Source organism: Streptomyces sp. NPDC056061, from assembly GCF_042266885.1.
In the GTDB taxonomy this organism is placed as follows: Bacteria; Actinomycetota; Actinomycetes; order Streptomycetales; family Streptomycetaceae; genus Streptomyces.
Genome location: NZ_JBHJWQ010000011.1, coordinates 132,431 through 156,213 on the forward strand (window position 1 = coordinate 132,431; position 23,783 = coordinate 156,213).

Sequence of the window (23,783 nt, forward strand, 5' to 3'; positions counted from 1 at the left end):
CCGGCATGATCGCAGATCACCCGACAAGCCGGAACCGTCTCCACACCCCCGGCAGGAATCACGGCCAGTAGCGGCCGACCAGCCGCACCACGCCCCGACCGAGGCCCCAGCCGGTCCGAGCCCCGGATCCGATCCGAGTCAGGGGTCGGTCCTCCTCCCGGACGACGTGCTGCGCGGGGCCGCACCGCAGCAACTCGACGCCCGAGCACTCCGATCCGTGGCAGGACCGGCGCGGCCGTACCTCGTCAAGGGCCCAACTGCCTCAGTTGCGCCGGGCCACGATCCGATACGCGTTCGACACCCGAAGCCGGTACGACAGCGGCCGTACCGCGAGCCGGTCGAGCAGGGTTCCCACCACCAACGCCGGAATGCCGGCAATCAGCAGTACCCCGCGCAGCGTGCGGCGCAGCCGGCTCGGTGGCTCGGGCAGCCACGGCGCATCGTCGCGCGGTGCCACATGGTTCAGCGACAGCCATACGGCGGCCAGCAGGTCGACCGGATCGTGCGGCTCGGCATGCTGCTCGGCGACCACGGTGAAGCCCATCCCCGTGAGCCGCTCGCGCAGATTGGCCACCGGGACGAAGTGCAGGTGCTGCGGCTGGAGCCAGGGCAGCCACCAACGGCCCAGCAGCCTGGCATAGCGGCTCTCGGGGTCCGGCACCTCGATGAGGAGATGCCCACCGGGCCGTACCGTCTCCCATGCGGCGCGCAGTTCACGATCGGGCTCGGTGCTGTGCTCCAGGTAGTGAAACATGCTCACCACGTCGTAGTGGCCGCCCAGTTCGGTTGCGAGGTCGGGAAAGTTGCCTCGGTGGCCACGGTCCACCCGGCCCTCCCGCTCGGCAAGTTCGACGCCGTCGGTGAAGTCGAGTCCGTCGAATGCGGTGTGGGGCAGCACCGCCCGCGCAGCCTCGCAGAAGTGGCCGTGCCCGGTCCCGACGTCCAGCCATCTCTTCGGCGCGGAGTCGTAGGGCAGCATCGACTCGGCCCGCCCCCGGTACATCTTGGTACGGCCCCCGAAGGTGTCACCGAGTTGTTTCTCGCCGAGCCCGTCGTAGAAGTCCCGGTAGTAGAAATCCAGTCCCTGCGCGTTCAGTCGAGGGTTCTGAAAGGTGTGACCACAGCCCTCGCAGCGGTCCAGGACGAAACGGCCCGGCTTGTGCTGGAGCAGGTCGGTGGTGCGCAGCCGGGTGGTCAGCTCCTGCGAACCGCACCATGGGCAGTCGGTGCGGCGCGGCTCGAAGAAGCTCTCCCAGCCGGCGGCGATGTCCGCCTGATATGCGGGCCGCAGCCGGGCGATCCGGACAGCGGGTTCGGTGTCTTCGCTCATCTGAACTCCCTGGCTGTTCCCGTACGTCGTGGGGTTGCATCGGCGGATGCGCGGTGCGCGAGAGTGTCTGTCGGGGTCGTGGCGGCTCGGGTGGGCCGGGGCGGAGCCTTCCCGGGCCTCGACATGCTCACCTGACGCACAGCGAGATCACCGGGACATGGCGGGTCGACCGGCTGTCCGCACGCGCTGCGCTGTGCGGGGTGGGCGGCTTGGCCGGTGTGCACGCGGTCGAGGAGGTCTTCGGGTCCGGGGCGTAGGTGCTCGACGACTGGCCGGGCTGTGGTGTGCGGTCGCCGGGGTGTCCGGCTTCGCCGTCACTGATGATCACGGGCGTCCTCCCGTCATGCCCGCAGACTTCCGGAAGGACTCGTCAAGTTCACCGAGCCGGAGCGCGGCGGCACGGGCCCCACCCGCGGAACGCAATGCCGTGCGGATCCGGTGGGCCCGGTCGCGGTATCCGGTGTCGTCCAGGACCGAGTCGACCACCGAGCCGAGCTTCTGGACGGTGACCCGCCCGAACCGCACCCGCACCCCTGCCCCGGCGTCCACGACTTGTCCGGCCACCACCGGCTGGTCGTCGCGGATGGGAGCCACCACGAGCGGAACCCCATGCCACAGCGCCTCGCACACACTGTTGTGTCCGGCGTGGCAGACGACTGCGCCGACGCCCCTCTCCAGAAGGGCGAGTTGCGGAACGGACGGCACGATCAGCACATCCTTGTCGCCGTCCCGCGCCGAGAGCACGCCACCGGGATCGGCGATCACCGCCTGCACCCGGTCGGCCCGCTCCCGCAGCGCGCTCCGGCACACATCGAGGAACCGGCCGCCGACATCGGCGTTCGCCGTGCCCAATGTGACCAGGACGGTGGTGCGGTCGGCGTCGAGCCATTCCCACGGGAAGTCGGAGGTTGACGGACGCGCCGTGATCGACGGACCGACCCAGCAGACCCCGTCGTGCGCCGAACCCACCAACTCGGGTGCGCTGAAAGCGAGGACGAGGTGCGGTGAGAAGCGGGGGTCGGCCGTGCCCGCCGGATCCCCGACGGTCTCCCGGAGCGCGCCCAGCCGCCGCTGCAACCACTGGCCGACCTTGGGTAGTCCGGCGAGGGGATCGGTGAACTCGGCCGACGTGGTCGCCGAGGTCGCCCACGGCAGGCCCAGCCGCTCCGCGATCAGCGCACCCGCGAATGCCTGCTGGTCGGCGACGACGACGTCCGGCCGGAACGCCTCGACGGCGGCCCGGACGCCCGGGGCCATCGCCTCGGCCAGCGGCAACAGATACCACTCCCACAGGAACTTCAGCGCCTCAGGACCGCGCAGCTCCGCCGGCCGCTCGCCCGGGGGCGTCCCGTCGCATGCCATGACGGGGCCGGCCCCGGTGCCCGCGAGTCGGCCGACCAGCGCCGGATCGGGACACACCCACGCCACCTCGTGTCCTGACGCGCGGAGTTCGGCGGCGACACCGACGGTCGGGTTGATGTGCCCGACCAGGGGCGGGACGACGAAGAGGAAGCGGCTCACCCGGCCACCTCCGCCGCCACCCGCCCAGTGGTGCGGCCGGCCTCCTCGACGAGCGCCAGGATGTGCCTGCCGACCGTCCCGGATGCCTCCACCAGAACCGAGTGCTCGTGCCCCGGGATCACCACGGTCCGGCAGTCCGGAAGCGCTGACGCCAGCCAGGGCGCGAGCTCGGCGAGGTCGGATTCGCCGCCGTACAGGCCGAGCACGGGACAGCGCACTGCGGCGATCTGGTCGGCCGTCAGGACGTTGCTGGCAGGGATGTCCCGGCCGAGGGTGGTCTCACGGGCCAGCCGGGCCGCGCCCTTGGCCAGGCGCGCGGTGTTGTGCCCGCGGTGGGTGCTGATCCAGGCGATCGCGTCGGGCTCGTTGTGGGCGAGCTGAGTAACGACGCGGTCCAGGATTCCTGCCAGCTTCACCGCCCAGGCGGCGGTGGCCGGTTCGGACTCGATGAGACCGACGCTCGCCGCCCGCTCGGGGCGCCGGGCCGCGAAGCCGAACGCGATCGTGCCGCCGAAGGAGTTGCCGACCAGATGCACCGGACCGGTCACCGCCAGCCGGTCGAGCAGCGCCTCCAGGTCGTCGATGTTGTGCTCGACCGTGTAGCCCTCGGCCGGGCGTTCGCTGCGCCCGTGGCCGCGCAGGTCGTACATGACGACATCGAGACCGGCGGCGGCGAACGCGGGCGCGACGGTGAAGTAGTAGCTGGCCAGGCTGTCGGTGAGCAGACCATGCACCAGCACCACGGTGCCGATGGCCGGCCGGTCCTCCCGCGGACCGATCCGCTGTACGTGCAACCGGACGGCGCCGGTGTCGACCATCGCCACGGCTCAGCTCGCCTCCCCGGCCTTCAGACCGGCCACGACGTACTCGACCAGCCGTCCGACGGTCAGCTCGATGATCTCGTCGAACTCCATACCGGCGAGGAACTCCGCGAAGTTGACCCGGTCTCCGTACCGTTCCTGGAGCAGCCCGGCCAGGGTGACGAGGTCGATGCTCTCCAGCTCCAGGTCGCGGTTGAAGGTCGTCGTCATGCCGATCTCGACGTCGTCGAGGCCGTACTCGTCCTCCAGGAGCCGCGCCAGCATGTCGGAGAGGTCGGCGAGGACGGACTCCTCGTCGGCGGTGACGGGGATTCGGGGGGTGGGAGCTGTCATCGGGCGTCGTACTCCTTGGTGGTCGGGTTTCCCGTCGTCCATGCCACTGCGTATGTGCGCTCCGGCAGCCGGGGCGGGTTGGCGGCCGGCACGCAGTGCACGGTGTAGGCGCGTTCCAGGCGGCCCGCGACGGTCAGCCGGTCGCCGGCCGGTGTCGCGTCGAGCACGGTGAAGTCCCGTGGCCGGCCGCCGAATCCGGTCCCCTCCGCCTTCGCGACGGACTCCTTGGCAGCCCAGAAACGGGTGAACCACAGGGCCTCGCTCTCGCCGGTGTCGGCCGACAGGCGGTGCAGCAGCGGCAGTTCGTCCCCGTCGAGGACGGCGGCCAGGGCCTGCGGGGGGCGGTCGGTGACCTCCTCGATGTCGATGCCGGGGCCGGGGCCGTGGCCGTGCGGTCGGACGATCGCGACGGCCGCCTCCGCGCAGTGGGCCAGCGAGACGTCCAACGGGGGCAGGACCCGCCCGTGCACGCCGGTGACGTACGGACGGCCCGTCTCGTCGTTGTGCACCCGCAGTTCCGCCGGGAAGACGGGGCCCTCGCCGTGGTCCCACAGCCACTGCCGCACCGCGTCCTTGACCGCGATGCGCCCCAGCAGCCACTGCCGACGTCCGCGCGGCGCGTGCCGCGCGTACTCCGCGCGTTCCGCGCTCCCCAGGGCGTTGCGCATGATCAGCTCCCGGGACGCCAGGTCCGGCCACCTCTCGTGCAGCAGCCGCCAGCCGCCGGGCCGCGGCTCGGACAGGGTGTTGCGCTCCGGGAAGCGCTCGACGGGCCGGGTCTGCGGGTCGTTGTCGAAGCGGCGGTCCTGCCAGCCGTACAGCTCCGCCCACACGGTGCCCCCGGCCCTCAGCTGTACGTCGGCCTCCAGAGAGGTGTCGGTGAGCGAGGTGACGCGCACCAGGCATTCCACCTCCGTGCCCTGCACCGGATGCGGCCCGTAGAACCGCATTTCCCTCATCCCGACGGGGAACACGACGGTGCGCTCGGAACGGGTCGCCATGATCCAGTAGCCGAGGACCTGGCCGACGTTGTCCAGCAGCGCGCCGGGCGCGGAAGGGGTGGTGAGACGTCCGCGCACATGGCGGTCACCGATCGCGGTGAGTTCGCTCACGCCCTGGAACGCCGGGCCGTGGAACATCCACCGCTCGGCGTAGAGCTGGGCAGCGGTGTGGTCCGGGGCGTGCTCGGCTCCGAGATCGGTGGTCCAGGGAGCGGGGGGCGGGGTGGGGTACGCGGGGGCGAGTTCCACGGTGGCGCGTGCCCGCGGGCCGAAGGAGACGGCGAGAAGGCCCGCTCCCTTCGGCGTCACGGTCACGGGCACGTCGACGGACGGGGTGGCGGTGAGCCACTCGTCGAACCGCGCGCCGTGCACGGCGACCGGCAGCCCGCCGGGGACCGTCTCCTGCGCCGCGTCCACGATGTGCTGCACGATCGTCGTGGCCGGGACGACCGGCCATCGGTCGGCGACTTCGGGCCAGCCGGGCCGCTGAGGGAAGAAGCAGTGGTCCAGGAGGTAGGGCATGGTGTCGGGCGAGACGTGGACGGTCGTGGCCCGCGGCCCGGCAGCCGGGGCCGGCGCAGGTGTCCTCGTTCTCGCGGACATGAGGGCGGCCGCCGTGTCCGCGGTCTCGCTCAGCAGGGCGCTCAGCTCGGCGGCCACCGGGGAGCTCTCGACGAGGGAGTCCAGCGGCGACGAACCGGCGGGGACCTGCGCACGCGCGGGTGCCCGCAGCCCGGCCCGCAGCGCGGGGAGCCGCCGGGGCGAGAGGGACACCAGAGCACCACTCAGGTCCAGGTGAACCGGCGGCCGTTGATGCGTGGCCGCCGCCTCGGTGGGGCGCAAGGAGGGCGCCACCGTCGAACCCGCCGTCCACAGCGCGGTGGCCACCCGGCGCAACTGGGCGAGGCCGGTGCGGTGGGGCGAGTTGGCGGCGACCACCAGGTGGTCGCGATCGCCCAGCGTGTCGCTCACGAGGGAGCCGAGCTGACCGGGTCCGACCTGGACGAACACCTGGTGACCGGCCGCGTGCAGGGCCTCGGTCAGCTGCCGGAACCTCACGGGTTCCAGCAGATGCCGGACGAAGAGGGTCCGGATCCCCTTCTCGTCCTCGGGGAACGGCGCTGCGGTCGTGCCGGACCAGAGCGGGGTGTGCGGCGGATGCAGCCGGAACCGGCGGGCGGCCTCCTCGATCGGTCCGAGATGGGGGCGCAGCATGGGGGTGTGGAAGCCCGAGCGGAATGGCAGAACCTGGCTGAGGACGCCCTGGGCGCGACGTGCCCGTACGAAGTCCTCCACCGCCCCCTGCGGACCGCACACCATCGACTGACCGGGGGCGTTGTCATGGGAGAGGACCAGGCCCGCCCGGCTCCCGCCCTCGTCGTGCAGGGCGGCCAGGACGCGCTCGGCGGAGGCCCCGATCGCACCGAAGGCGAGACCGGGGACCGTCAGCGAGGCGGGGTCGAAGGCGGCCATGAACGCGTCGACCTCGTCCCCGGAGTACATCCCGGCCGCCGCCATGGCCGTCCACTCGCCTACGCTGTGTCCGGCGACCGCGTCCGGCACGATCCCGCTGCGGCGCAGCGCCGCGTCGAGGAGGCGGCCGACGGCGACCACGCCGATACCGTGCCGGCCCACGTCGCCGGTCCGATTTCCGCCGACTGCGGGGGCAGGCAGGCCGAAATGGGCGGCCACGTCGTCGACCTGCGGGGTGAACTCGCCCTCCAGCCCCGGAAACAGGAAGGCCAGTCCGCCGTGGCCGACGCCCATGAGGGCTCGGCCGGAACCAGACGTCACCGCGTCCGTGCCAGCCTCGCTGCCGGGCGACCGCGCGGCGGGCCAGGGCGAGCCGTTTGGCGGTCGGGCCGACGATGCCGAGACGGGCGGGGCCCGCCTCCGGGTGCGGGTGGCCGGGGGTGAGGCCGGCGGATCGTACGGTGTCGTCGTCGGCGTCCAGCAGGTCGGCGAGGCGCGCCGGGGAGTCGGCCGCGAGCAGCAGGACGTGCTCGGGCTCGGCGACCTCGAGGACCGGGCGGGCCGGCACGCTCGCGCGGGGCCCGCGGGTGCCCGGGGCCTCCTCCAGCACCACATGTGCGTTGATCCCGCCGAAGCCGAACGCGTTGACTGCGGCCCGGCGAACGGGCCGGTGCTCGGTGGTCTCCCAGTCGGCGGACTTCTCCAGGGTGCGGAACCGGGTGCGGGCGAGGGCGGGGTGCGGGTCCTCGCAGTGCAATGTCGGAAGGAGTGTGCGGTGGTGGAGGGCGAGTGCGGCCTTGACCAGACCGGCGACCCCGGCGGCCGGCATGGCGTGCCCGATCATCGACTTGACCGATCCCAGTACCGCGTCACCGTCCCCGAGACCGAACACCTCGGCGATTGTGGCGAGTTCGGCGCTGTCGCCTGCCGGGGTCGCGGTGCCGTGCGCCTCCAGCAGGCCGACCGAGCCCGGTTCGGCGGGGTCGAGTCCTGCGGCCCGCCACGCCTGCCGTACGGCCTGCGCCTGACCACCGGGCTCGGGGTTCATGAGACCGGCCGCCCGTCCGTCGCTCGCCACGCCGGTCCCCCGGACCACGGCGTAGATCCGGTCACCGGCACGCTCGGCGTCGGCCAGCCGCTTGAGGACGACCACGCCCGTCCCCTCACCGATCAGGATGCCGTCGGCGTCCCGGTGGAAGGGCCGGATGCGCTGGCTGGGCGAGAGTGCGCGCAGCTGGGAGAAGACGCTCCACAACGTGATGTCGTGGCAGTGGTGGACGCCGCCGGCGAGCATCACGTCGCACCGCCCGGAGGCGAGTTCGCCCACGGCCTGGTCCACGGCGACCAGTGAGGAGGCGCAGGCGGCGTCCACGGTGTACGCGGGCCCGCGCAGATCGAGCCGGTTGGCGACCCGGGAGGCGGCGAGATTGGGCACCAGGCCGATCGCGGACTCGGGGCTGTCCGGACCGAGACGCTCGGTGAACGCCTGTCGCACGCTCGCGAGTTGACCTCCCGTCAGGTGCGGGAGCAACTCCGCCAGTGTGCGGACCAGTTGGCCCGCCGTACGGACCCGTTGGTCGAGCCGCACCAGGCCGGGCGTGAGATAGCCGCCCCTGCCCAGTACGACGCCGACCCGCCCCCGGTCGGGAAGGCGATCCGTGCCGCCCGCGTCGTCGAGGGCGGCCGAAGCCACGTGCAGGGCGATGAGCTGGTCGGGCTCGGTGCCGGCCACCGAGTTCGGCATGATGCCGAACCGGGTGACCTCCACCTGCGCGAGCCCGTCCACGAACCCGCCCCGGCGGGCGTAGACCCGGTTCGCGACGGCCGGCTCGGCAGCGGTGCCCGGGTGGTAGTACTCGGCGTCCCAACGCCCGTCCGGTACCGCGCCGATCGCGTCCACGCCGTCGCGCAGGTTGCGCCAGTAGGCGTCCAGATCCGCAGCGCCCGGCAGCAGCACCGCCATCCCCACGATGGCCACCGGCACTTGCCGTGCGGGCGTGACCTGGGTGCCGGGACCGTGCCGGGATGGTGTCACCACGACCGTCACCAGCCCGAGGCGGTGTAGACGACGGCGGTGACGGACTCCTCGCCCCAGGCGAGCTCCCGCAGCAGCGCCGCGGTCCCCTCCTCCGGATCGATCAGCCGGATCCCGCGCCGGGCGTACTCCCGGGCCAGCTCGGCCCCGATCATGCCGGTGTGATCGGCCGAGGGCGCCCAGGGGCCCCAGTGCACCGTCACCGCGCGCCGTCCGGTGCGGGCGGCGAATGCCGCGCCGAGGGTCTCCAGCGCGTCGTTCGCGGCCGCGTAGTCCACCTGGCCGCGATTGCCCAGGACAGCCGATATCGAGCCGAACAGCACGGTGAACGCGGGCGGTGCGGGCAGTTCTTCCAATGCGGTGAGCAGGGCGTCGGCGCCGGTGGCCTTCGTGGCGTAGACGCGGCGGAAGGACTCCGTGCTCTTCTCTGCGATGAGCCGGTCCTCGATCACACCGGCCGCGTGCACCACGCCGTCGAGCCGGCCGTGCTCGGCATGGATCTCCTTCACCGCCTGCAGTACCGCGTCCGGTTCGCGGAAGTCGACCGATCGGTAGCGGGCCCGGCCGCCCAGGGCGGTGATTTCGGCAAGGGTGGCCGCGATCTCCCGCTGGGCGAGCAACAGCTCGGCGGCGCGGTTGATCTCGGCGGGCCTCAGTCCGCCGCGGGCGGCGAGCGCGGCGCGCAGCGCGGCCGGGGTGTCCGCGGACGCGGTGTCCTCGGCCTCCGGACCGTCCGGGGCGGGAGTGCGGCCGAGCAGTTCCAGGCGGCAGTGTGCGGCCCCGGCGAGCACGGCGGCGAACTGGGCGGTGATGCCTCGCGCCCCTCCGGCCAGCAGCACCACCGAGTCCTGGTCCAGTCCGATTGCCGTGGCCTCCGAGGCACCCGCACCGGCCGGTCCGGCGCCCGTGCTGCCGAGCACACCGAGCGGCGCCGCCACCAGCTCGAACCCGTGCCGCCCGGCCGCCGTCCGCAGCACGACCGGCGTCCGGTCCGACGCCACGGCCTCGGCGACCACGGCGTGCGCGAGCGCCGACGGCGAGGCGTCGGCGACCTCGACGAGCCGGGCCACCGTCTCCGGATACTCGTGCGCCACCGTCCGGAACAGACCTCGCAGCCCTGCGGTCCGGGGGTCGGGCGCCTCGCCGTCGGCAGGCCGGACGGCCAGCAGCCATCGCGGGGCGCGTGCCAGGGCGGCCTTCAGCACGGGGAACGAGGCGGGCAGCAAGGGTATGTCGCCGCCCCCGAGGGCTCCCGACCACAGCACGCCGTCCACCGGGCCGTCGGTCGCCGTGAGGACGTGGTCCCGGGCCCGTGTGCCGACCTCGGCGCCGTGGGACGCCAGTCGGGCGGTGACCTCGGGGGCGTCGCCGAGCAGGATCCAGCGGGTGCCCGCGAGAGCGGACGACGGGTCGGTGCGAGCGTCGGCCGGTTCGTCGAGGAGGACCGGGCGCAGGAGGTGCCGTCCGGGGGCTTCGGCGGCGACCGCGTCCGGTCCGGGCTCCACCGCCGCCGGGACGGCGGGCCGCTCGGCCGGCCCGCCCGTCCGCGCGGTCAGCCAGTCGGTCACCGCGGCGGCCGTCCGCGCCTTCGCCAGCTCCTCCAGCGCGTCGTCGTCCAGCGCGGCGAGGTCGGATCCGGCCCCGGCACCCAGGCGCCGGGCCAGTTCACCCGCGATCTCTGCCCGCTTGATGGAGTCGATGCTGAGGTCCGCCTCCAGGTCGAGGTCGGGCTCGATCATGTCGACGGGGTAGCCGGTGCGCTCGCTGATGATTTCCAGGACGACCCGCTGGATGTCGGCCGCTGCGACGGGCGCCACGGCCGCCGGCTCCACGGCGGTGGCGGGCGTGCCCGGCTCCGGTTCCTTCATCGGCGGCTGCGCCGGGGGAAGTTGGGGCACGGCCCGGATCACCTGCGGGGACGCCTGGGGCGGGACGGACTGCGCGCCCGGAGCGGATCCGAGGTAGGTGAGCAGCACGTCCCGTTGGGCGGCGATCATCTCCCGGCTGGTGCGCAGGAATTCGGAGATGAGGGTGTCCTGGTCGGAGGGGGCACTGTGCGGGGAGTTCGTCGTCACCGTCGTCTCCAGGGTCTCCGTGACTCGTCGGGCCGGTGCGAGCGCACCGCTGAGGAGGGCGCCGTCGGCGGTGCGGACCAGTTGTCCGTCGACCGTCCATCCGGGGGGCTTCGGCGCCGGGGTATGTGCCGCGTCCACCGCGTCCCGGCCGCGCAGCAGCCACCCGGCGCGCACCGGCAGCCCCGCGACGGCGAGTTCGGCCAGCGCGTCGAGCCAGCCGCGCAGGCCGCTGCCCGGCCGGGGTTCGCAGGCGACCGCGTGGTGCGGGCGATCGCCGAGGATCTGCCCGACCAGCCGGGTCAGAACCGTGCCGGGGCCGGCTTCGACGAAGACGCGTGCCCCGGCTTCGTACATGGCCTCGATCTGCTCGACGAAGGCGACCGGGGCACTGATCTGTGCGGCGAGTTCGGCCCGCACCGCGTCACCGTCAGCGGTGTACGGGGTGGCCGTGCGGTTGGACCACACCGGGAATTCGGGCGCGTGCAGCGGCCGGGCCGCGAGCGCCTCGGCGAACCGGTCGGAGGCGCCTGCGACCAGCGGGCTGTGGAACGCGCAGGCGACGGGGATGCGCTTGGCGCCGTAGCCGGCCTCGCGCAGCAGCCGGACGGCCTCGTCGACGGCGTCCGTCGGTCCCGAGATCACCGTCTGCCCGGGCGAGTTGCGGTTGGCGACGACAACGCTGTCCGGCGCGGACGTCGTCTTCAGCGCCTGTGCCACGTCCTCGGCGCCGGCCGAGACTGCGGCCATGGTCCCGGGGTCGCCCCCGTCGCCCCCGTCGCCCCGGGCGGACTGCGCGGCCCGGAGGATCGCCGCCGCTCGCTCCGCGCTCAGTTCCAGCAGCGTCTCGGGGGTCAGTGAGCCGGCCGCGCACAGTGCCACCAGCTCGCCGTAGCTGTGCCCGGCGGCCATGTCCGGCTGCACGCCGGCCGCGGTGAGCACGGCGTGCGCGGCGAGTCCAGCGACGCCGAGGACGGGCTGTGCCACGCGGGTGTCGGTCAGCGCGACCCGTTGCCTCTCGCGTTCGGTGTCGTCGAAGGCCGCGGGCGGATACAGGGTGTCGGCGTGGGTGCGGGCGAGTTCCAGATAGCGGCGAAGCTCGGGAAAGGCGATGAACAGGTCGGCGAGCATGCCGGTGCGCTGGCTTCCCTGGCCGGGGAAGAGAAATGCCACCTTGGCGTCGCCCGAATCAGCAGTTCCGGCCCGGTGGATGCCGCGAGCCGGGGCGTGTGCGTCGGGGTCGGCCAGGACCTGCCGCAACTTCTCGACCAGGTCGTCCACGTCCGTCGCCACGATGGCGACCCGGGCCGGGTCCCCGCTCGCGTCCGACCGCCGGGCGGCGCTCAGCGCGAGGTCCTGGAGCCGCCACGACCGGTCCCGGGGCTGGGCGGTTGCGAGGAGCTCCTCCATCGCCCGACGGGTCGCGGCCTCGTCCCGTCCGCGGAACACGAAGAGTTCGGCCGGCCAGGCGTCCAGACCCCGCACGGGCGGTACGCCACCCGCGTGAGCGGCCAGCACCACGTGGAAGTTGGTCCCGCCGAAGCCGAACGCGCTCACTCCGGCGATTCGTTCCTCCGCGGGCGCCGCCCACGGCCTGGCCTCGGTGTGGAAGGCGAAGGGGCTGGTGTCCGCCGCCCAGGCCGGATTGGGAGTCTCGACGTGCAGGGTGGGCGGCCGGACGCCGGTGTACAGGGCCAGCAGCGTCTTGATCATGCCGGCGAGACCGGCAGCACACTTGGTGTGGCCGATCTGCGACTTCACCGAACCGAGCGCGCAGCCGCCCGGCTGTGCCCCGGCGTCGGTGAACACCTCGCTGAGGATGCGCAGTTCGGTGCGGTCGCCGACGACGGTCCCGGTGCCGTGCGCCTCGACGAGACCGACGTCGGCCGGTGAGACGCCGGCGTTGCGATAGGCGCGCTCCAGGGCCGAGCGCTGGCCCTCGGGCCCGGGCGCGGTCAGGCCGAGCGAACGGCCGTCGCTGGAGGCGCCCAGGCCCTTGATGACGCCGTAGATCCGGTCGCCGTCCCGCTCGGCGTCAGCGAGCCGCTTGAGGACGACGCAGGCGATGCCCTCGCCGAGCGCGATGCCGTCCGCCGATTCGTCGAAGGCGCGTGAGCGGCCGGTGGGAGACAGGGCGTGCACGGAGGAGAACAGGACATAGTCGTTGATGCCGTTGTGCAGGTCGGCGCCGCCGCACAACACCACGTCGGAGGTGCCGCCGGCCAGTTCCTTGCAGGCGACGTCCACTGCGGCCAGGGACGAGGCGCAGGCGGCGTCGACGGTGTAGTTGGCACCGCCGAGATCGAGCCGGTTGGCAATCCTGCCCGAGATGACGTTGGCGAGCATGCCGGGGAAGGAGTCCTCGGTGAGTCTCGGGAGCTGGTCGTCCAGACTCGCGGGGACGCGGCCGAAGTACGAGGGCATCACCGCCCGCAGCGTGGCCGCGTTCGACAGGTCGCTGCCCGCCTCGGCGCCGAACACCACGGAAGTGCGGGCACGGTCGAACTCCCGTCCCCCGCTGCCGTATCCGGCGTCCTCCAGAGCGCGCCGGGCGGCCTCCAGGGACAGCAGCTGCACCGGTTCGGTGCTGCCGAGAGAGGTCGGGGGAATGCCGTAGCGCAGCGGGTCGAAGGGGATACGGGGCAGGAAGCCGCCCCATTTGGACGGGGTGGACTCACCATGATGGACGGCCGGGTCCCAGCGCTCGGGCGGGACCTCGCTCACCGCGTCCACTCCGGCGACCACGTTCGCCCAGAAAGCAGGCAGGTCGGGCGCCTGCGGGAACATGCAGGCCATGCCGACGACGGCGACGTCGAGCGGAGCGGGCGCGACCGGCTCCCGTGCCTCGCTCGTCGGGGCCGCCTGCCTCGTCCGCCGGGTGAGATGCTCGGCGGCGCCGGTGGTCACCGACTCGTGCAGTGCCGCGACGGTCGTGGTCGCCGAGCGCAACACGGCCACCTCGCCGGCCATGAACATCCCCTCGGCGAGCTGGCGCCGCTCGTCGACCGGGGTGAGGCAGCCGTCGGCGGATCGGCCGACGCCCTTGCTGGCGATGCGCAGTCGGCCGACGTTGAGCCTCTCCAGTTCCTCCCAGATCCGCCGGTCCGGCACGCCCTCGGCGCGCAACCGGGCCTCCTGGTCGCGGTGGCCGGCGGTGTACGGGCTCGGCACGCACCGCGTCGCGTGCCCCGGTGCCGACTCCAGCAGCGTGGTGCGCTCGGCATCCAGAACCTGCTGCTGGAAGAGCGGCCGAATCGCCCCGCGGTCCACGGCCTCCTCGGTGAACAGATACGCGGTCCCCATCAACACACCGACGGCCGCGCCGCGCGCGGTCAGCGGCGCGGCCAGAGCGGCGACCATCGCCGCCGACCGCTCGTCGTGCACTCCGCCCGCGAAGAACACCTCGAGGTCGTCGGCCTCGTGGCTCTCCAGGAAATCCTCCAGGACGGCCAGTTGGGCCTCCCAGAGCGCGAAACTGCCGCGCGGCCCGACATGCCCGCCGCACTCCGAGCCCTCGAACACGAACCGGCGTGCCCCGGCTTGGAGGAACTGCCGCAACAACCCCGGTGAGGGCACGTGCAGAAACGTCCGGATGCCGTCCTGCTCCAGGGCCTGCGCCTGTGAGGGCCGCCCGCCGGCGATGATCGCATGGGTCGGCCGCACGTCCCGTACCGCCTCCAGCTGGGCGGCACGCACGTCCTCCGGCGCGAAGCCGAGGACCCCGACGCCCCAGGGCCGGCCGTCCACCGCGTCCCGTGCCTCGGTCAGCATGGTCCGCGTCCGCTCGCCGTCCGCCAGCGCCAGGGCGAGGAAGGGCAGTGCGCCGTCCGATGCCACCGCCGCGGCGAAGGCGGGTCCGTCGCTCACCCTTGTCATCGGGCCCTGCGCGACGGGAATCCGGGTGCCGAGCGCCCGGCTCATCGGCGATCCGGGCCGCAGTGCCCGTGCTGCCGTGTCGTCCCGGACTGCGACCAGCATGGTTTCCCGCAACGCGCGTAGCGTCCGACGGACATCGCCCCACCGCTCGGCGAACCGGGAGGCGAGGAAGCCGTCCTGGCCCACCGGGAGCAGTTGGGTACGCGGGTCCCGCCCGCCGAGAAGCGCCGCCACGTCCTGCGGCCCGGCGTCCTCCGCGAGGCCCGGGGCGTCCGGGCCTCGCCGCAGCAGGACACGGTGACCGGCCCGGACGACGGTCTCCGAGCCGTCGATGGTGCGCAGCGCGGCGGCGACCGGTTCGGGCAGTGCCGACTCGGCGAGCAGCGCGAGTTGGCCGTCGAGGACGACGCCGGCCGCTCCGCCGGCCATCGCGGCGGCGGCCGTTCGCGGGCCGATGCCGCCGCACGCCCACACGGGCCGGGTCACCTCGGGCGCGGCGAGGAGCCGCTGGAGCAGGACGAAGGTGCTCAACTCGCCGATCCGGCCGCCGCACTCGGTGCCGCGAGCGATCAGACCGTGCGCCCCGGCGCGTATCGCGTCCCGTGCGTCCTGCGGGCCGGTGACCTCGACGAGCACGCGAAAGCGTGCCGCGAGCGCGGCGATCGTCCAGGCCGCACCTGCTTCCCCGGCCGCCGCTGCGGCCGTGAGCACCACGGTGTGCGGGCCGTCCGGAGCCAGGTCGGCCGGGGCGAGCCGGCAACGCGCGTCGACCCGGACGCCGAATCCGCCCGAAGCCGTGCGCCGCACATGAGCGAGGGCCTCGCGGGCCCTCCGGTCGCCGGGCCCGAGGTCGAGCACGCCCAGACCGCCGGCCCGGCAGACGGCCAGGGTGAGCCCGGCATCGGGCTCACCTAACGGGGTGATGCCGATAATCATGTCTTCGGAACGCAAAACGGAGTTCATCGTTCTCCGAATCAAGGGCGAGACTGCACGGTGGGGGGTTCTGTACAGACGAGAGCTCACCGGCTTCCTGCAGGGAAAAGCCCACCGCGGAACGCCGATATGAAGAGTTGTTCGAAGTGGAGTGAAAGGTAGTGGCCTGGTTACTCACCGGTCAAGGTTCTGGTGAACGATCGACAGCCGCTTTATCGACCCGCCGGTCGCGAGTGGAGGCCGAGGCGGGAGAAGAACGGCTGAATTCTTTTCCGACCAGGCATCGCTCACCAGGGATGTTGCAACTTCCTTTACTGTGCCGCCGGTTGGGGATTGGCTGATTGGGGTGCACGGTGGACCGGGCACGGGCTTCACACGTGTGCTCAAGGGCAGTTGACGGTGACACCACGGGCCGGGCGATGGGGCCCGCGGGACCGGTCGACGCCGCGCAGCCACGGCCGGTGCCCCCGATGACCGCGAGCGCGTCGCCGCGGCCGGGCACACGTTGGCGACGGACACCTCATCAGATCGCCGAGACCGTGCATGATGCCATGCGCCGCGAATCGACATCAGAATGCCAAGCTGCTCCTGTCCACTCGAAATCCCCCAAATGGCAGACTCGCGGAGAATACGCCTACGGAAATCCCTCGCAAAGCGGCACCCATGCCGTCCGCAAGCTCGAGCGGCAGTACCAGAACGCCTGCCGGATATGCGCCCCGGCCCTCCCCTCTCTCCCGGCCGCCTGCCAGGGGCCGAGCGGTCGAGTACCTCGATCAACGAGGTGATGGACCGTCACCATGCCTCCGATTTCGCCATTCCCGCTCGGACGCGGCCCAAGGGCTTCCGGGTTGGGGTTGGGCAAGGCGCCGGATGCCGGTCGGTTTCTGTTCCGTGAGCGTTCAACTCGTGGTTCACGACCGGGCGGTGCGCCGCTCCTAGGGTCCTTGAAGGCTTCGAAGGAAGGACCCATGGACAGACTCCCCGCAATCCGAGCTCGCGGAATCACCAAGTCGTTCGGTGACGTCGTCGCACTCGATCACATCGACCTGGACGTGCCGCAGGGGCGGATCCACGGGCTGGCCGGGCCGAACGGCGCGGGCAAGACGACCCTGCTCGGGCTACTGCTGGGCCTGGCCGTGGCCGACAGCGGCCGTCTGGAGATCCTGGGCACACCGGTCGAGCGGGCCCTCGCCACCCCCGGTGGCGTCGCCGGATTCGTGGACGGGCCCGGCCTCTACCCCTCGCTCACCGCCCGGCAGAATCTCGCCGCGCTGGCCGCGCTGCGCGGCCATGGCGCGCGGACGGCTGCGATCGACGAGGCGCTCGAAGAGGTCGGACTGACCGACGTCGCCGACGACCGGACCCGCGGCTTCTCCCTCGGGATGCGCCAACGGCTCGGACTGGCCGCCGCGTTGCTCAGCCGGCCCCGGCTGCTCGTGCTCGACGAGCCGTCCAACGGCCTCGACCCGGCCGGCAAACAACACGTGCACGGTGTGCTGAACCGGCTCGCGGAGCAGGGCAACAGCATTGTGCTCTCGAGCCACCGCATGGACGACCTCGAGGCACTGTGTTCCGAAGTCACCATCATCACCACCGGACACGTCGTCTTCTCCGGCCCGCTCGGCGAGTTGGCCGACCGTGGACGCGCGCTCGACTACCGGATGCTGACGTCCGATCCGGAGGCGGCTCGCCGGCTGGCCGCCGAAACGGCCGGCATCCGTGTCGTCGACGACACCGGCCCCCGGCCCGACGCCCGGGCACTCGTCGTGCACACCCTGGTGCCTGCTCTCGACGTACTGGTGGACCGGCTCGTGCGAGCGGGCATCGCCCTGCGCGAACTCGCCCCGGTGGTGTCGCCGCTCGAGGCCGCGTTCCTCGCCCTCACCGAGCCGCAGGAGGCCGGCCGATGACCACGCCCGCGTCCTCGCCGTCGCCCTCGTCCTCGGCATCGGCCACGCCCCCGCCGGGGATCCCCGACCCGGCCGCGCCCCCGGCCGTCGCGGGCGACCGGATCACGCAGGACCGTCCCGTCCCACTGCTCCGCGTCTGCCACTTCGAGCTGGTCAAGGTCGTCTCGCAGTGGCGGACCCGGCTGCTGCTCCTCGCCTGCTGGATCGCGCCGGGGCTCTTCGTCGCCGCGGTGAGCCAGCAGAGCACACTGCCCACGGACACGCTCTTCGGCCGCTGGATGCTCGCCACGGGATGGGCCGGCCCCCTGGTGGTGCTCGGCTTCGCGGGCATCTGGGCGCTCCCGCTGCTGACCTCGGTGGTCGCCGGTGACGTGTTCGCCGCCGAGGACCGGCTCGGCACCTGGCGGCACCTGCTGGTGGCGGTCCGGTCGCCGCGGCGGATCTTCGCGGCGAAGGCGCTGGCCAGTCTCGTCGTCATTCTGCTGCTGGTGGTCGGGCTGGCCGGTTCCAGCACGGTCGGCGGGCTGGTGGCGGTCGGCCACCGGCCGCTGATCGGCCTCGACGGCCACCTGCTGGCGCCGGGGGACGCCGCCGGCCGGGTCCTGCTGGCCTGGCTGTGCGTCCTCGCCCCGACCCTGGCGCTCGCGGCGACAGGTCTCCTCGGGTCCGTCGCGCTGGGGCGCTCCCCGATGGGGTTGCTGCTGCCCGCACTGGTCGCCCTGGCGATGCAGCTCGCGCAGATGCTGCCGCTCCCCGTCGGCGTACGCCTCGCCCTGCCCGGCTACGCCTTCATCTCCTGGAACGGCCTCTTCACCGGCCCGGCGCAGGTCGGCCCGCTCCTGATCGGCGTCGTGGTCGGCCTGGTGTGGGCCACGGCCGCGACGGCGCTGGCGTACGCGCTGTTCCTGCGGCGCGACTTCACCAACCCGACCGACGGCGTCCCGGGACGCCGTGCCGTGACCGTCGGGGTCCTGCCGCTCGCCGCGCTGCTCGCGGTGATGGTCGTGACCGTGCGGACGGCGACCGGGGCGACGGGCTCCGGGATCGATCAGGAGAAGGTGCAGCGCTCCGTCGCCACCGCCTTCGCCCACCTCTACCGCGTGCAGACCGGGCAGCTCAACCGCCCCGACGTCACCGAGGCGCAGCTCAAGGCCACGGCGGCGTGCGACAAGGGCGGCAGCACCGCCGACCCGGAGGGGTCGGGCAACGACTGGCGCTGCGTCGTGTCCTGGCACCTCCCCGGCGTCGAGGCCGCGGGCACGGCCCTCTACCAGCTCGACGTCACCACAGACGGGCGGTTCGTGGCCGACGGCGACGGACCGAAGGAAGTGAACGGCTACTTCCTGGTGCGGACCCCGACCGGGGACGCACCGAACCCCCTGTGGCAGTTCGACGGCAATGTCGAACTGCTTCCCGCGACCCCGAAGGGATGACTCCATGCAGGTCACACGCCGAAGGCGTGCGGAGAGAGACCGATCCGGAGCGCGTGTCGGACGCCTCGTCCGCCGGGCCCCGCTGATCACGGCGGGCGTCACCGCGACCGCCGTCGCCGCCGCGGGCCTCGCCTTCGCCCAGACCGACCAGTTCGGCACCGACCGGGTCGGCCAGACGACCGCCCGGGGCCAGGTCGTCTCCAGCGACCAGTACATCGCGCCGTACGGCGAGCGCATGGTCGTGAACAACGGCAAGATCATGTCGTCGTCCGTCAGCCCGGACGGCACCCACCTCGCGGCCTCGGTCGCCGACGGTGGCGCGGCGCTGGCCATCATGGACCTGAAGAGCTGGAGGGTTCAGCAGGTCGTCGGCAGCTCCGCGTCCTCGCAGCCGCGCATCGGCGGCAACGACGTGGGCCAGGAGGGCCCCACGTACTCGCCCGACGGTTCGCAGCTCTGGCTGGGCCGGATCGACGGCTACACCAGGTTCACCGTGCGCGCGGACGGCAGCGTCGCCGCCCCTGTCGTCGTCAAGATCCCGGCGGACGGGCCGAGGCATGCGCTCGTGGGCGGGGCCGTGTTCTCGTCCGACGGGTCCACCGTGTACTCCGCGGTCAACGGCCAGAACCGGGTGGTCGCCATCGACGCGGCCTCCGGTGCGATCCGGAGCAGCTGGGCCGTCGGCAACGCTCCGCGTGACATGCTCATGATCGGTTCCAAGCTCTATGTGAGCAACGAGGGCGGGCGCCCGGCGAAACCCGGCGACACCACGCTCAACTCGTACAACACCCAGGTCCCGGCCGATCCGGTGACCGCGGCCACCACGAGCGGCACGGTGAGCGTCATCGACCTGGCGAACCCGGAGGCAGGCGTCGGGAGCATCCGCGTCGGTCTGCACCCGACCGCCCTGTACGCCAAGAACGGGGCCCTGTTCGTCACCAACACCGCCACCAACGACGTGTCGGTCGTCGACCTCCGCAAGAACAAGGTCGTGCAGACCATCGCCACGCAGCCGTGGCCGGAGGCGTCGGTGGGCTACGAGCCCGACGCGGTGACGCTCACCGACGACGGTCGCCTGCTGGTGGCGCTGGGCCGCGCCAACGCGATCGCCGTCTACCGCTACACCTCCCCACAGGAGCCGGTCGGCTACGTCGGCCTGCTCCCGACGGACTACTTCCCGGCGGAGATCGCCGCGGTCGGCAAGCAGATCGTGGTCTCCAACACCCGCGGCATCGACGCCCGCCGCCCCAACAACCCCGCCGGGCACGGCACCCACGACACGACGTCGAGCCTGCAACGGTTCACGCTGCCCTCCGACCGCGTCATCAGGTCCGAGACCAAGAAGGTTTTCCGGCAGAACGGCTGGAGCAACGGCTCGGTCGAACTGACCCGGGGCAAGGGCGGCGGCAAGACGAAGGCCGTACCGGTCCCGGCGCGGATCGGCGACCCCTCGACGATCAAGCATGTCTTCCTGATCGTCAAGGAGAACCGGACCTACGACCAGGTCTTCGGCGACATGCCGCAGGGCAACGGCGATCCGGCACTGGCGGAGTTCGGTGAGAACGTCACGCCGAACCAGCACGCGATGGCCCGGCAGTTCGGGCTGTACGACAACACGTACGACATCGGCACGAACTCCGCCGAGGGCCACAACTGGCTGATGCAGGCGGACAATCCGGAGTACACGGAGTCTTCGGCCGGTGAGTACAAGCGGAGTTACGACACGGAGGACGACGCCCTCGGGCACCAGCGGACCGGCTTCCTGTGGACCGGCGCGCAGGCGGCCGGCAAGTCCGTGCGGAATTTCGGCGAGTTCCAGAGCTTCCTGACCAAGCCGGCGGACGCGACCTGGCAGAACCTGTACTGCGATGCCAGGAACATGGCGGCGACCGGTCAGGACACCGCCTACCCGCTCCACTCGTCCTCGCCGATCCCGTCGCTCAACGACGTGTCGGTGCCCGGCTACCCGATGTTCGACACCAGCGTCCCGGACGTCTACCGGCACCAGATCTGGAAGCGTGACTTCGAGAGGAACGGGCCGGCGAACCTGAACATGTTCTGGCTCTCCAGCGACCACACCGGCGGGCCGGCGAACGCCCCGGCCCAGGTCGCGGACAACGACCTCGCCACCGGCAGGATCGTGGACGAGATCTCGCACAGCAAGTACTGGAAGGACTCGGCGATCTTCATCCTCGAGGACGACTCCCAGGCCGGCCTCGACCACGTCGACGGCCACCGTGCGTCGATCCAGATCATCAGTCCCTGGGCCCGGCACGGCGTCGTCGACAGCCGTTACTACTCCCAGATCACGGTGATCCGGACCATCGAGCAGATCCTCGGAATCCGCCCGATGAACCAGAAGGACAGCGCGGCCACCCCGATGCGCACCGCGTTCACGCAGAAGGCCGACCTCACCCCGTTCACGGCGCTGCCCAACCGGACCCCGCTCACGGACGGGCTGAAGACCCCGCCCTCGTGCGGCGTGGACACCCCGGCGCCGCAGAACCCGCGTGCGGCGGCCGTGCCGTCCGCGAAGGTTCCGGCGCAGATGCGGGCGGTCGCGGCGACGTGGGACGCCTGGAAGTCGGGTCAGCGGCTGACCGGGCCCGGCGTCCGGCCCGACGCCGCGAACCCCGCGCAGATGAACCACTTCACGTGGTACCAGTCGCACGAGTGGAAGAAGCCGTACCCCGGCGAGGACCGGATCGTCGCGCCGCAGGAGGTGCCGGGCGCCTATATCCCGGCGGCGGAGTCCGACGGCTGACCCCGCTGGTCATACCCGGACGGTCGCAACGGCCCCGCCCCGGTCCCGTCGGGGCCGGGGCGGGGCCGTTGCGTCGGGTGACGGGCCGTCCGGCACCCGCGCCGTCCCCGATCAGGACCGTGCCGTCCGCGGCCCGTACCCATGCGGTCGGGGTGGCCACCGGCCCCGGTCGCCGACTGCCGAGCGGTGCGTGCCGTGGTCCGAGGCATCGCGTTCCCCACCGAACCCGAGAGGTCCGCCCGAGCGGGCCGGTCCTGGTGGCGGGGTGAGAAGACCCGCATACGGCCGGACTCAGCCCAGCGTCCTGTCGAGGTTGAACGCGGCACTGATGAGTGCCAGGTGGGTAAATGCCTGGGGAAAATTGCCGATTTGTTCGCCGGTACGGCCGATCTCCTCCGCATACAGCCCGAGGTGGTTGGCATAGGTGAGCATCTTCTCGAAGGCGAGCCGGGCCTCGTCGACGCGGCCGGCTCGTGCGAGCGCCTCCACGTACCAGAACGAGCAGATCGAGAACGTCCCCTCCTCACCTCGCACCCCGTCGGGACTGCTGCGTGGGTCGTAGCGGTAGACCAGGGAGTCGGACACCAGCCCCTCGCCGAGGACGTCCAGCGTGGAGAGCCATTTCGGGTCGGTCGGGGAGATGAACTTGGCCAACGGCATCATGAGGACGGCGGCGTCGAGGACGTCTTCGCCCTCGTGCTGGACGAATGCCTTCCGCTCGGTGGACCATCCGCGCTGCATGATGCGCCGGTAGATCGCGTCGCGGGCGTGGGCCCAACGGGACATGTCCGCGGGCAGGCCCCGGCGGGTCGCGATGCGCATCGCCCGTTCGATCGCGACCCAGCACATCAGCTGCGAGTACAGGAAGTTCTGGATCTTGCCACGGGTCTCCCAGATTCCCTCGTCCGGCTGGTCCCAGTTGTCGCAGACCCAGTCGACAAGGGTTCCGACGGAGTCCCAGTGCTCACTGGAAAGCGGTGTTCCCCACTTGTCGTAGAGGTAGAGCGAGTCGATGAGGGCCCCGTAGATGTCCAGTTGGAGCTGCTTGACGGCGTTGTTGCCGATCCGGACAGGAGCCGATCCCAGGTGGCCCTCCAGGTGAGAAAGCTCCTGCTCGGGCAGTTCGCTGCGGCCGTCGATGCCGTACATGATCTGCAACGGGCCGCTGGAACAGCAATTCTCGAAGCAGATGTTTCCGGACAGAAAGCGCACGAAGGCCTCGGCCTCGTCGGTGAACCCCAGCCTGAGCAGCGCGTAGATGCAGAACGCGGCGTCCCTCACCCACACGTATCGGTAGTCCCAGTTGCGCTCGCCGCCGATCTGCTCGGGCAGGCTGGTCGTAGGGGCGGCCACGATGGCGCCGGTCGGTGCGTAGGTGAGGAGCTTGAGGGTGAGCGCGGAGCGGTGCACCATCTCCCGCCAGCGCCCGCGGTATCGGGAGTGCGAAAGCCACGTACGCCAGTACCGCGCCGTGGCACCGAACAGTTCCTCCGCCTCCAGCACGGCACAGGACCGCGGCTCGACCCTCCCGCCTATCCTGTCGAGCGCGAAGACCGCGGTCTCGCCCTCGTTCAGTGTGAAGGAGGAAACGGCGTCCCGACCGTCGATCTCGACCGCAACGCTGGACGTCAGCGCCAGGGTGAGATCCGGGGAGTCGAACACGGTATGGCCCTGTTGCGTACTCACTGTGTGCGTGGACCGACCGTAGTCGAACCGGGGGGCCACCCGTACGGCGAACGGCATCGACCCGCGCACGCAGAGAACCCGCCTGATCAGACGGTGGCGGTCGGCCTCGCGCGAATCGTCGACGACCGGCATGAAGTCCTGGACCTCGCCGACGCCGTTGTCCGCGAAGAACCGCGTGATCAAGATGTTGGTGTCGGGAAAGTAGAACTGCTTCGTCCGGGCGGGGACGTCCGGCGCGAGCTCGAAGGACCCACCACGGTCGGCGTCCAGGATCGACGCGAAGACACTGGGCGCGTCGAAGCGCGAGCAGCAGTACCAGTCGATGGTGCCGTTCGTACCGACGAGTGCGGCGGTACGAAGGTCACCGATGAGTCCGTGCTCGGCTATGGGCATGTAGCGTGGCGCGTCGGCCCTGCAGGGGCGGAGGCTGTCACCGGTGATCATGTGACCTCCCCGGTGCTGGGGAGCGGGAGCAGTTGGCTTCAGGCTACCCCCGAGCCCCGGAGGGCAGCGAACGCGCCACCGGAACCCGCCCTCCCGCGCCACCTGTACGGTCCGCGGCCGATGCACCGCACTGGGCCTCCGCGGTGTGACC

General features: G+C 72.0%; 10 protein-coding genes and 1 pseudogene. 3 read left to right on the top strand and 8 right to left on the bottom strand.

Going from position 1 to position 23,783, the window contains the following annotated elements:
• Positions 1 to 262: 262 nt before the first annotated feature.
• From ACFC79_RS18155 to ACFC79_RS18185, 7 genes and pseudogenes are all read right to left on the bottom strand, one after another.
• Positions 263 to 1,330 (bottom strand): class I SAM-dependent methyltransferase, encoded by a 1,068-nt coding sequence (locus ACFC79_RS18155; protein ID WP_376241193.1) that lies wholly within the window; start codon positions 1,328 to 1,330, stop codon positions 263 to 265.
• A 127-nt stretch (positions 1,331 to 1,457) separates the two neighbouring features.
• A complete protein-coding gene (locus tag ACFC79_RS18160) occupies positions 1,458 to 1,658 on the bottom strand; it encodes a hypothetical protein (RefSeq protein ID WP_376241195.1) in 201 nt (66 codons plus the stop codon).
• On the bottom strand, positions 1,655 to 2,851 hold the full coding sequence (locus ACFC79_RS18165) for a glycosyltransferase (RefSeq protein WP_376241197.1): 1,197 nt from the start codon (positions 2,849 to 2,851) through the stop codon (positions 1,655 to 1,657). The genes ACFC79_RS18160 and ACFC79_RS18165 overlap by 4 nt, the downstream gene beginning before the upstream one ends.
• Positions 2,848 to 3,675, bottom strand: coding sequence for an alpha/beta fold hydrolase (locus ACFC79_RS18170; RefSeq protein WP_376241199.1), 828 nt, complete (start codon positions 3,673 to 3,675; stop codon positions 2,848 to 2,850). Before ACFC79_RS18170 ends, ACFC79_RS18165 begins: the two co-directional genes overlap by 4 nt.
• 3 nt (positions 3,676 to 3,678) lie before the next feature.
• A complete protein-coding gene (locus tag ACFC79_RS18175; RefSeq protein WP_376241201.1) occupies positions 3,679 to 4,005 on the bottom strand; it encodes an acyl carrier protein in 327 nt (108 codons plus the stop codon).
• Positions 4,002 to 8,442: pseudogene (locus tag ACFC79_RS18180) on the bottom strand (beta-ketoacyl synthase N-terminal-like domain-containing protein). Before ACFC79_RS18180 ends, ACFC79_RS18175 begins: the two are co-directional and overlap by 4 nt.
• An 80-nt stretch (positions 8,443 to 8,522) precedes the next feature.
• Positions 8,523 to 15,398, bottom strand: a complete 6,876-nt coding sequence (locus tag ACFC79_RS18185; protein WP_376241203.1) for an SDR family oxidoreductase — start codon at positions 15,396 to 15,398, stop codon at positions 8,523 to 8,525.
• Between the two features lie 965 nt (positions 15,399 to 16,363).
• Between ACFC79_RS18185 and ACFC79_RS18190 the strand changes: the two genes are divergently transcribed.
• The 3 genes from ACFC79_RS18190 to ACFC79_RS18200 are packed head-to-tail and all read left to right on the top strand — an operon-like array spanning position 16,364 to position 21,502.
• A complete protein-coding gene (locus ACFC79_RS18190; RefSeq protein ID WP_376241205.1) occupies positions 16,364 to 17,305 on the top strand; it encodes an ABC transporter ATP-binding protein in 942 nt (313 codons plus the stop codon).
• Positions 17,302 to 18,738: an ABC transporter permease gene (locus tag ACFC79_RS18195; protein WP_376241207.1), complete on the top strand. Its 1,437-nt coding sequence runs from the start codon at positions 17,302 to 17,304 to the stop codon at positions 18,736 to 18,738. Before ACFC79_RS18190 ends, ACFC79_RS18195 begins: the two co-directional genes overlap by 4 nt.
• 4 nt (positions 18,739 to 18,742) lie before the next feature.
• Positions 18,743 to 21,502, top strand: coding sequence for an alkaline phosphatase family protein (locus ACFC79_RS18200; protein WP_376241209.1), 2,760 nt, complete (start codon positions 18,743 to 18,745; stop codon positions 21,500 to 21,502).
• A gap of 291 nt (positions 21,503 to 21,793) precedes the next feature.
• On the opposite strand, the gene ACFC79_RS18205 is transcribed toward ACFC79_RS18200, so the two are convergent.
• A complete protein-coding gene (locus ACFC79_RS18205) occupies positions 21,794 to 23,632 on the bottom strand; it encodes a glycoside hydrolase family 15 protein (RefSeq protein ID WP_376241211.1) in 1,839 nt (612 codons plus the stop codon).
• Between the last annotated feature and the right edge of the window lie 151 nt (positions 23,633 to 23,783).

Bases quoted from the DNA above. Each gene is read 5' to 3' on its own strand.
- ACFC79_RS18155 (WP_376241193.1), bottom strand. From the start codon at position 1,330: ATGAGCGAAGACACCGAACCCGCTGTCCGGATCGCCCGGCTGCGGCCC.
- ACFC79_RS18175 (WP_376241201.1), bottom strand. From the start codon at position 4,005: ATGACAGCTCCCACCCCCCGAATCCCCGTCACCGCCGACGAGGAGTCC.
- ACFC79_RS18185 (WP_376241203.1), bottom strand. From the start codon at position 15,398: ATGATTATCGGCATCACCCCGTTAGGTGAGCCCGATGCCGGGCTCACC.
- ACFC79_RS18190 (WP_376241205.1), top strand. From the start codon at position 16,364: ATGGACAGACTCCCCGCAATCCGAGCTCGCGGAATCACCAAGTCGTTC.
- ACFC79_RS18195 (WP_376241207.1), top strand. From the start codon at position 17,302: ATGACCACGCCCGCGTCCTCGCCGTCGCCCTCGTCCTCGGCATCGGCC.
- ACFC79_RS18200 (WP_376241209.1), top strand. From the start codon at position 18,743: ATGCAGGTCACACGCCGAAGGCGTGCGGAGAGAGACCGATCCGGAGCG.
- ACFC79_RS18205 (WP_376241211.1), bottom strand. From the start codon at position 23,632: ATGATCACCGGTGACAGCCTCCGCCCCTGCAGGGCCGACGCGCCACGC.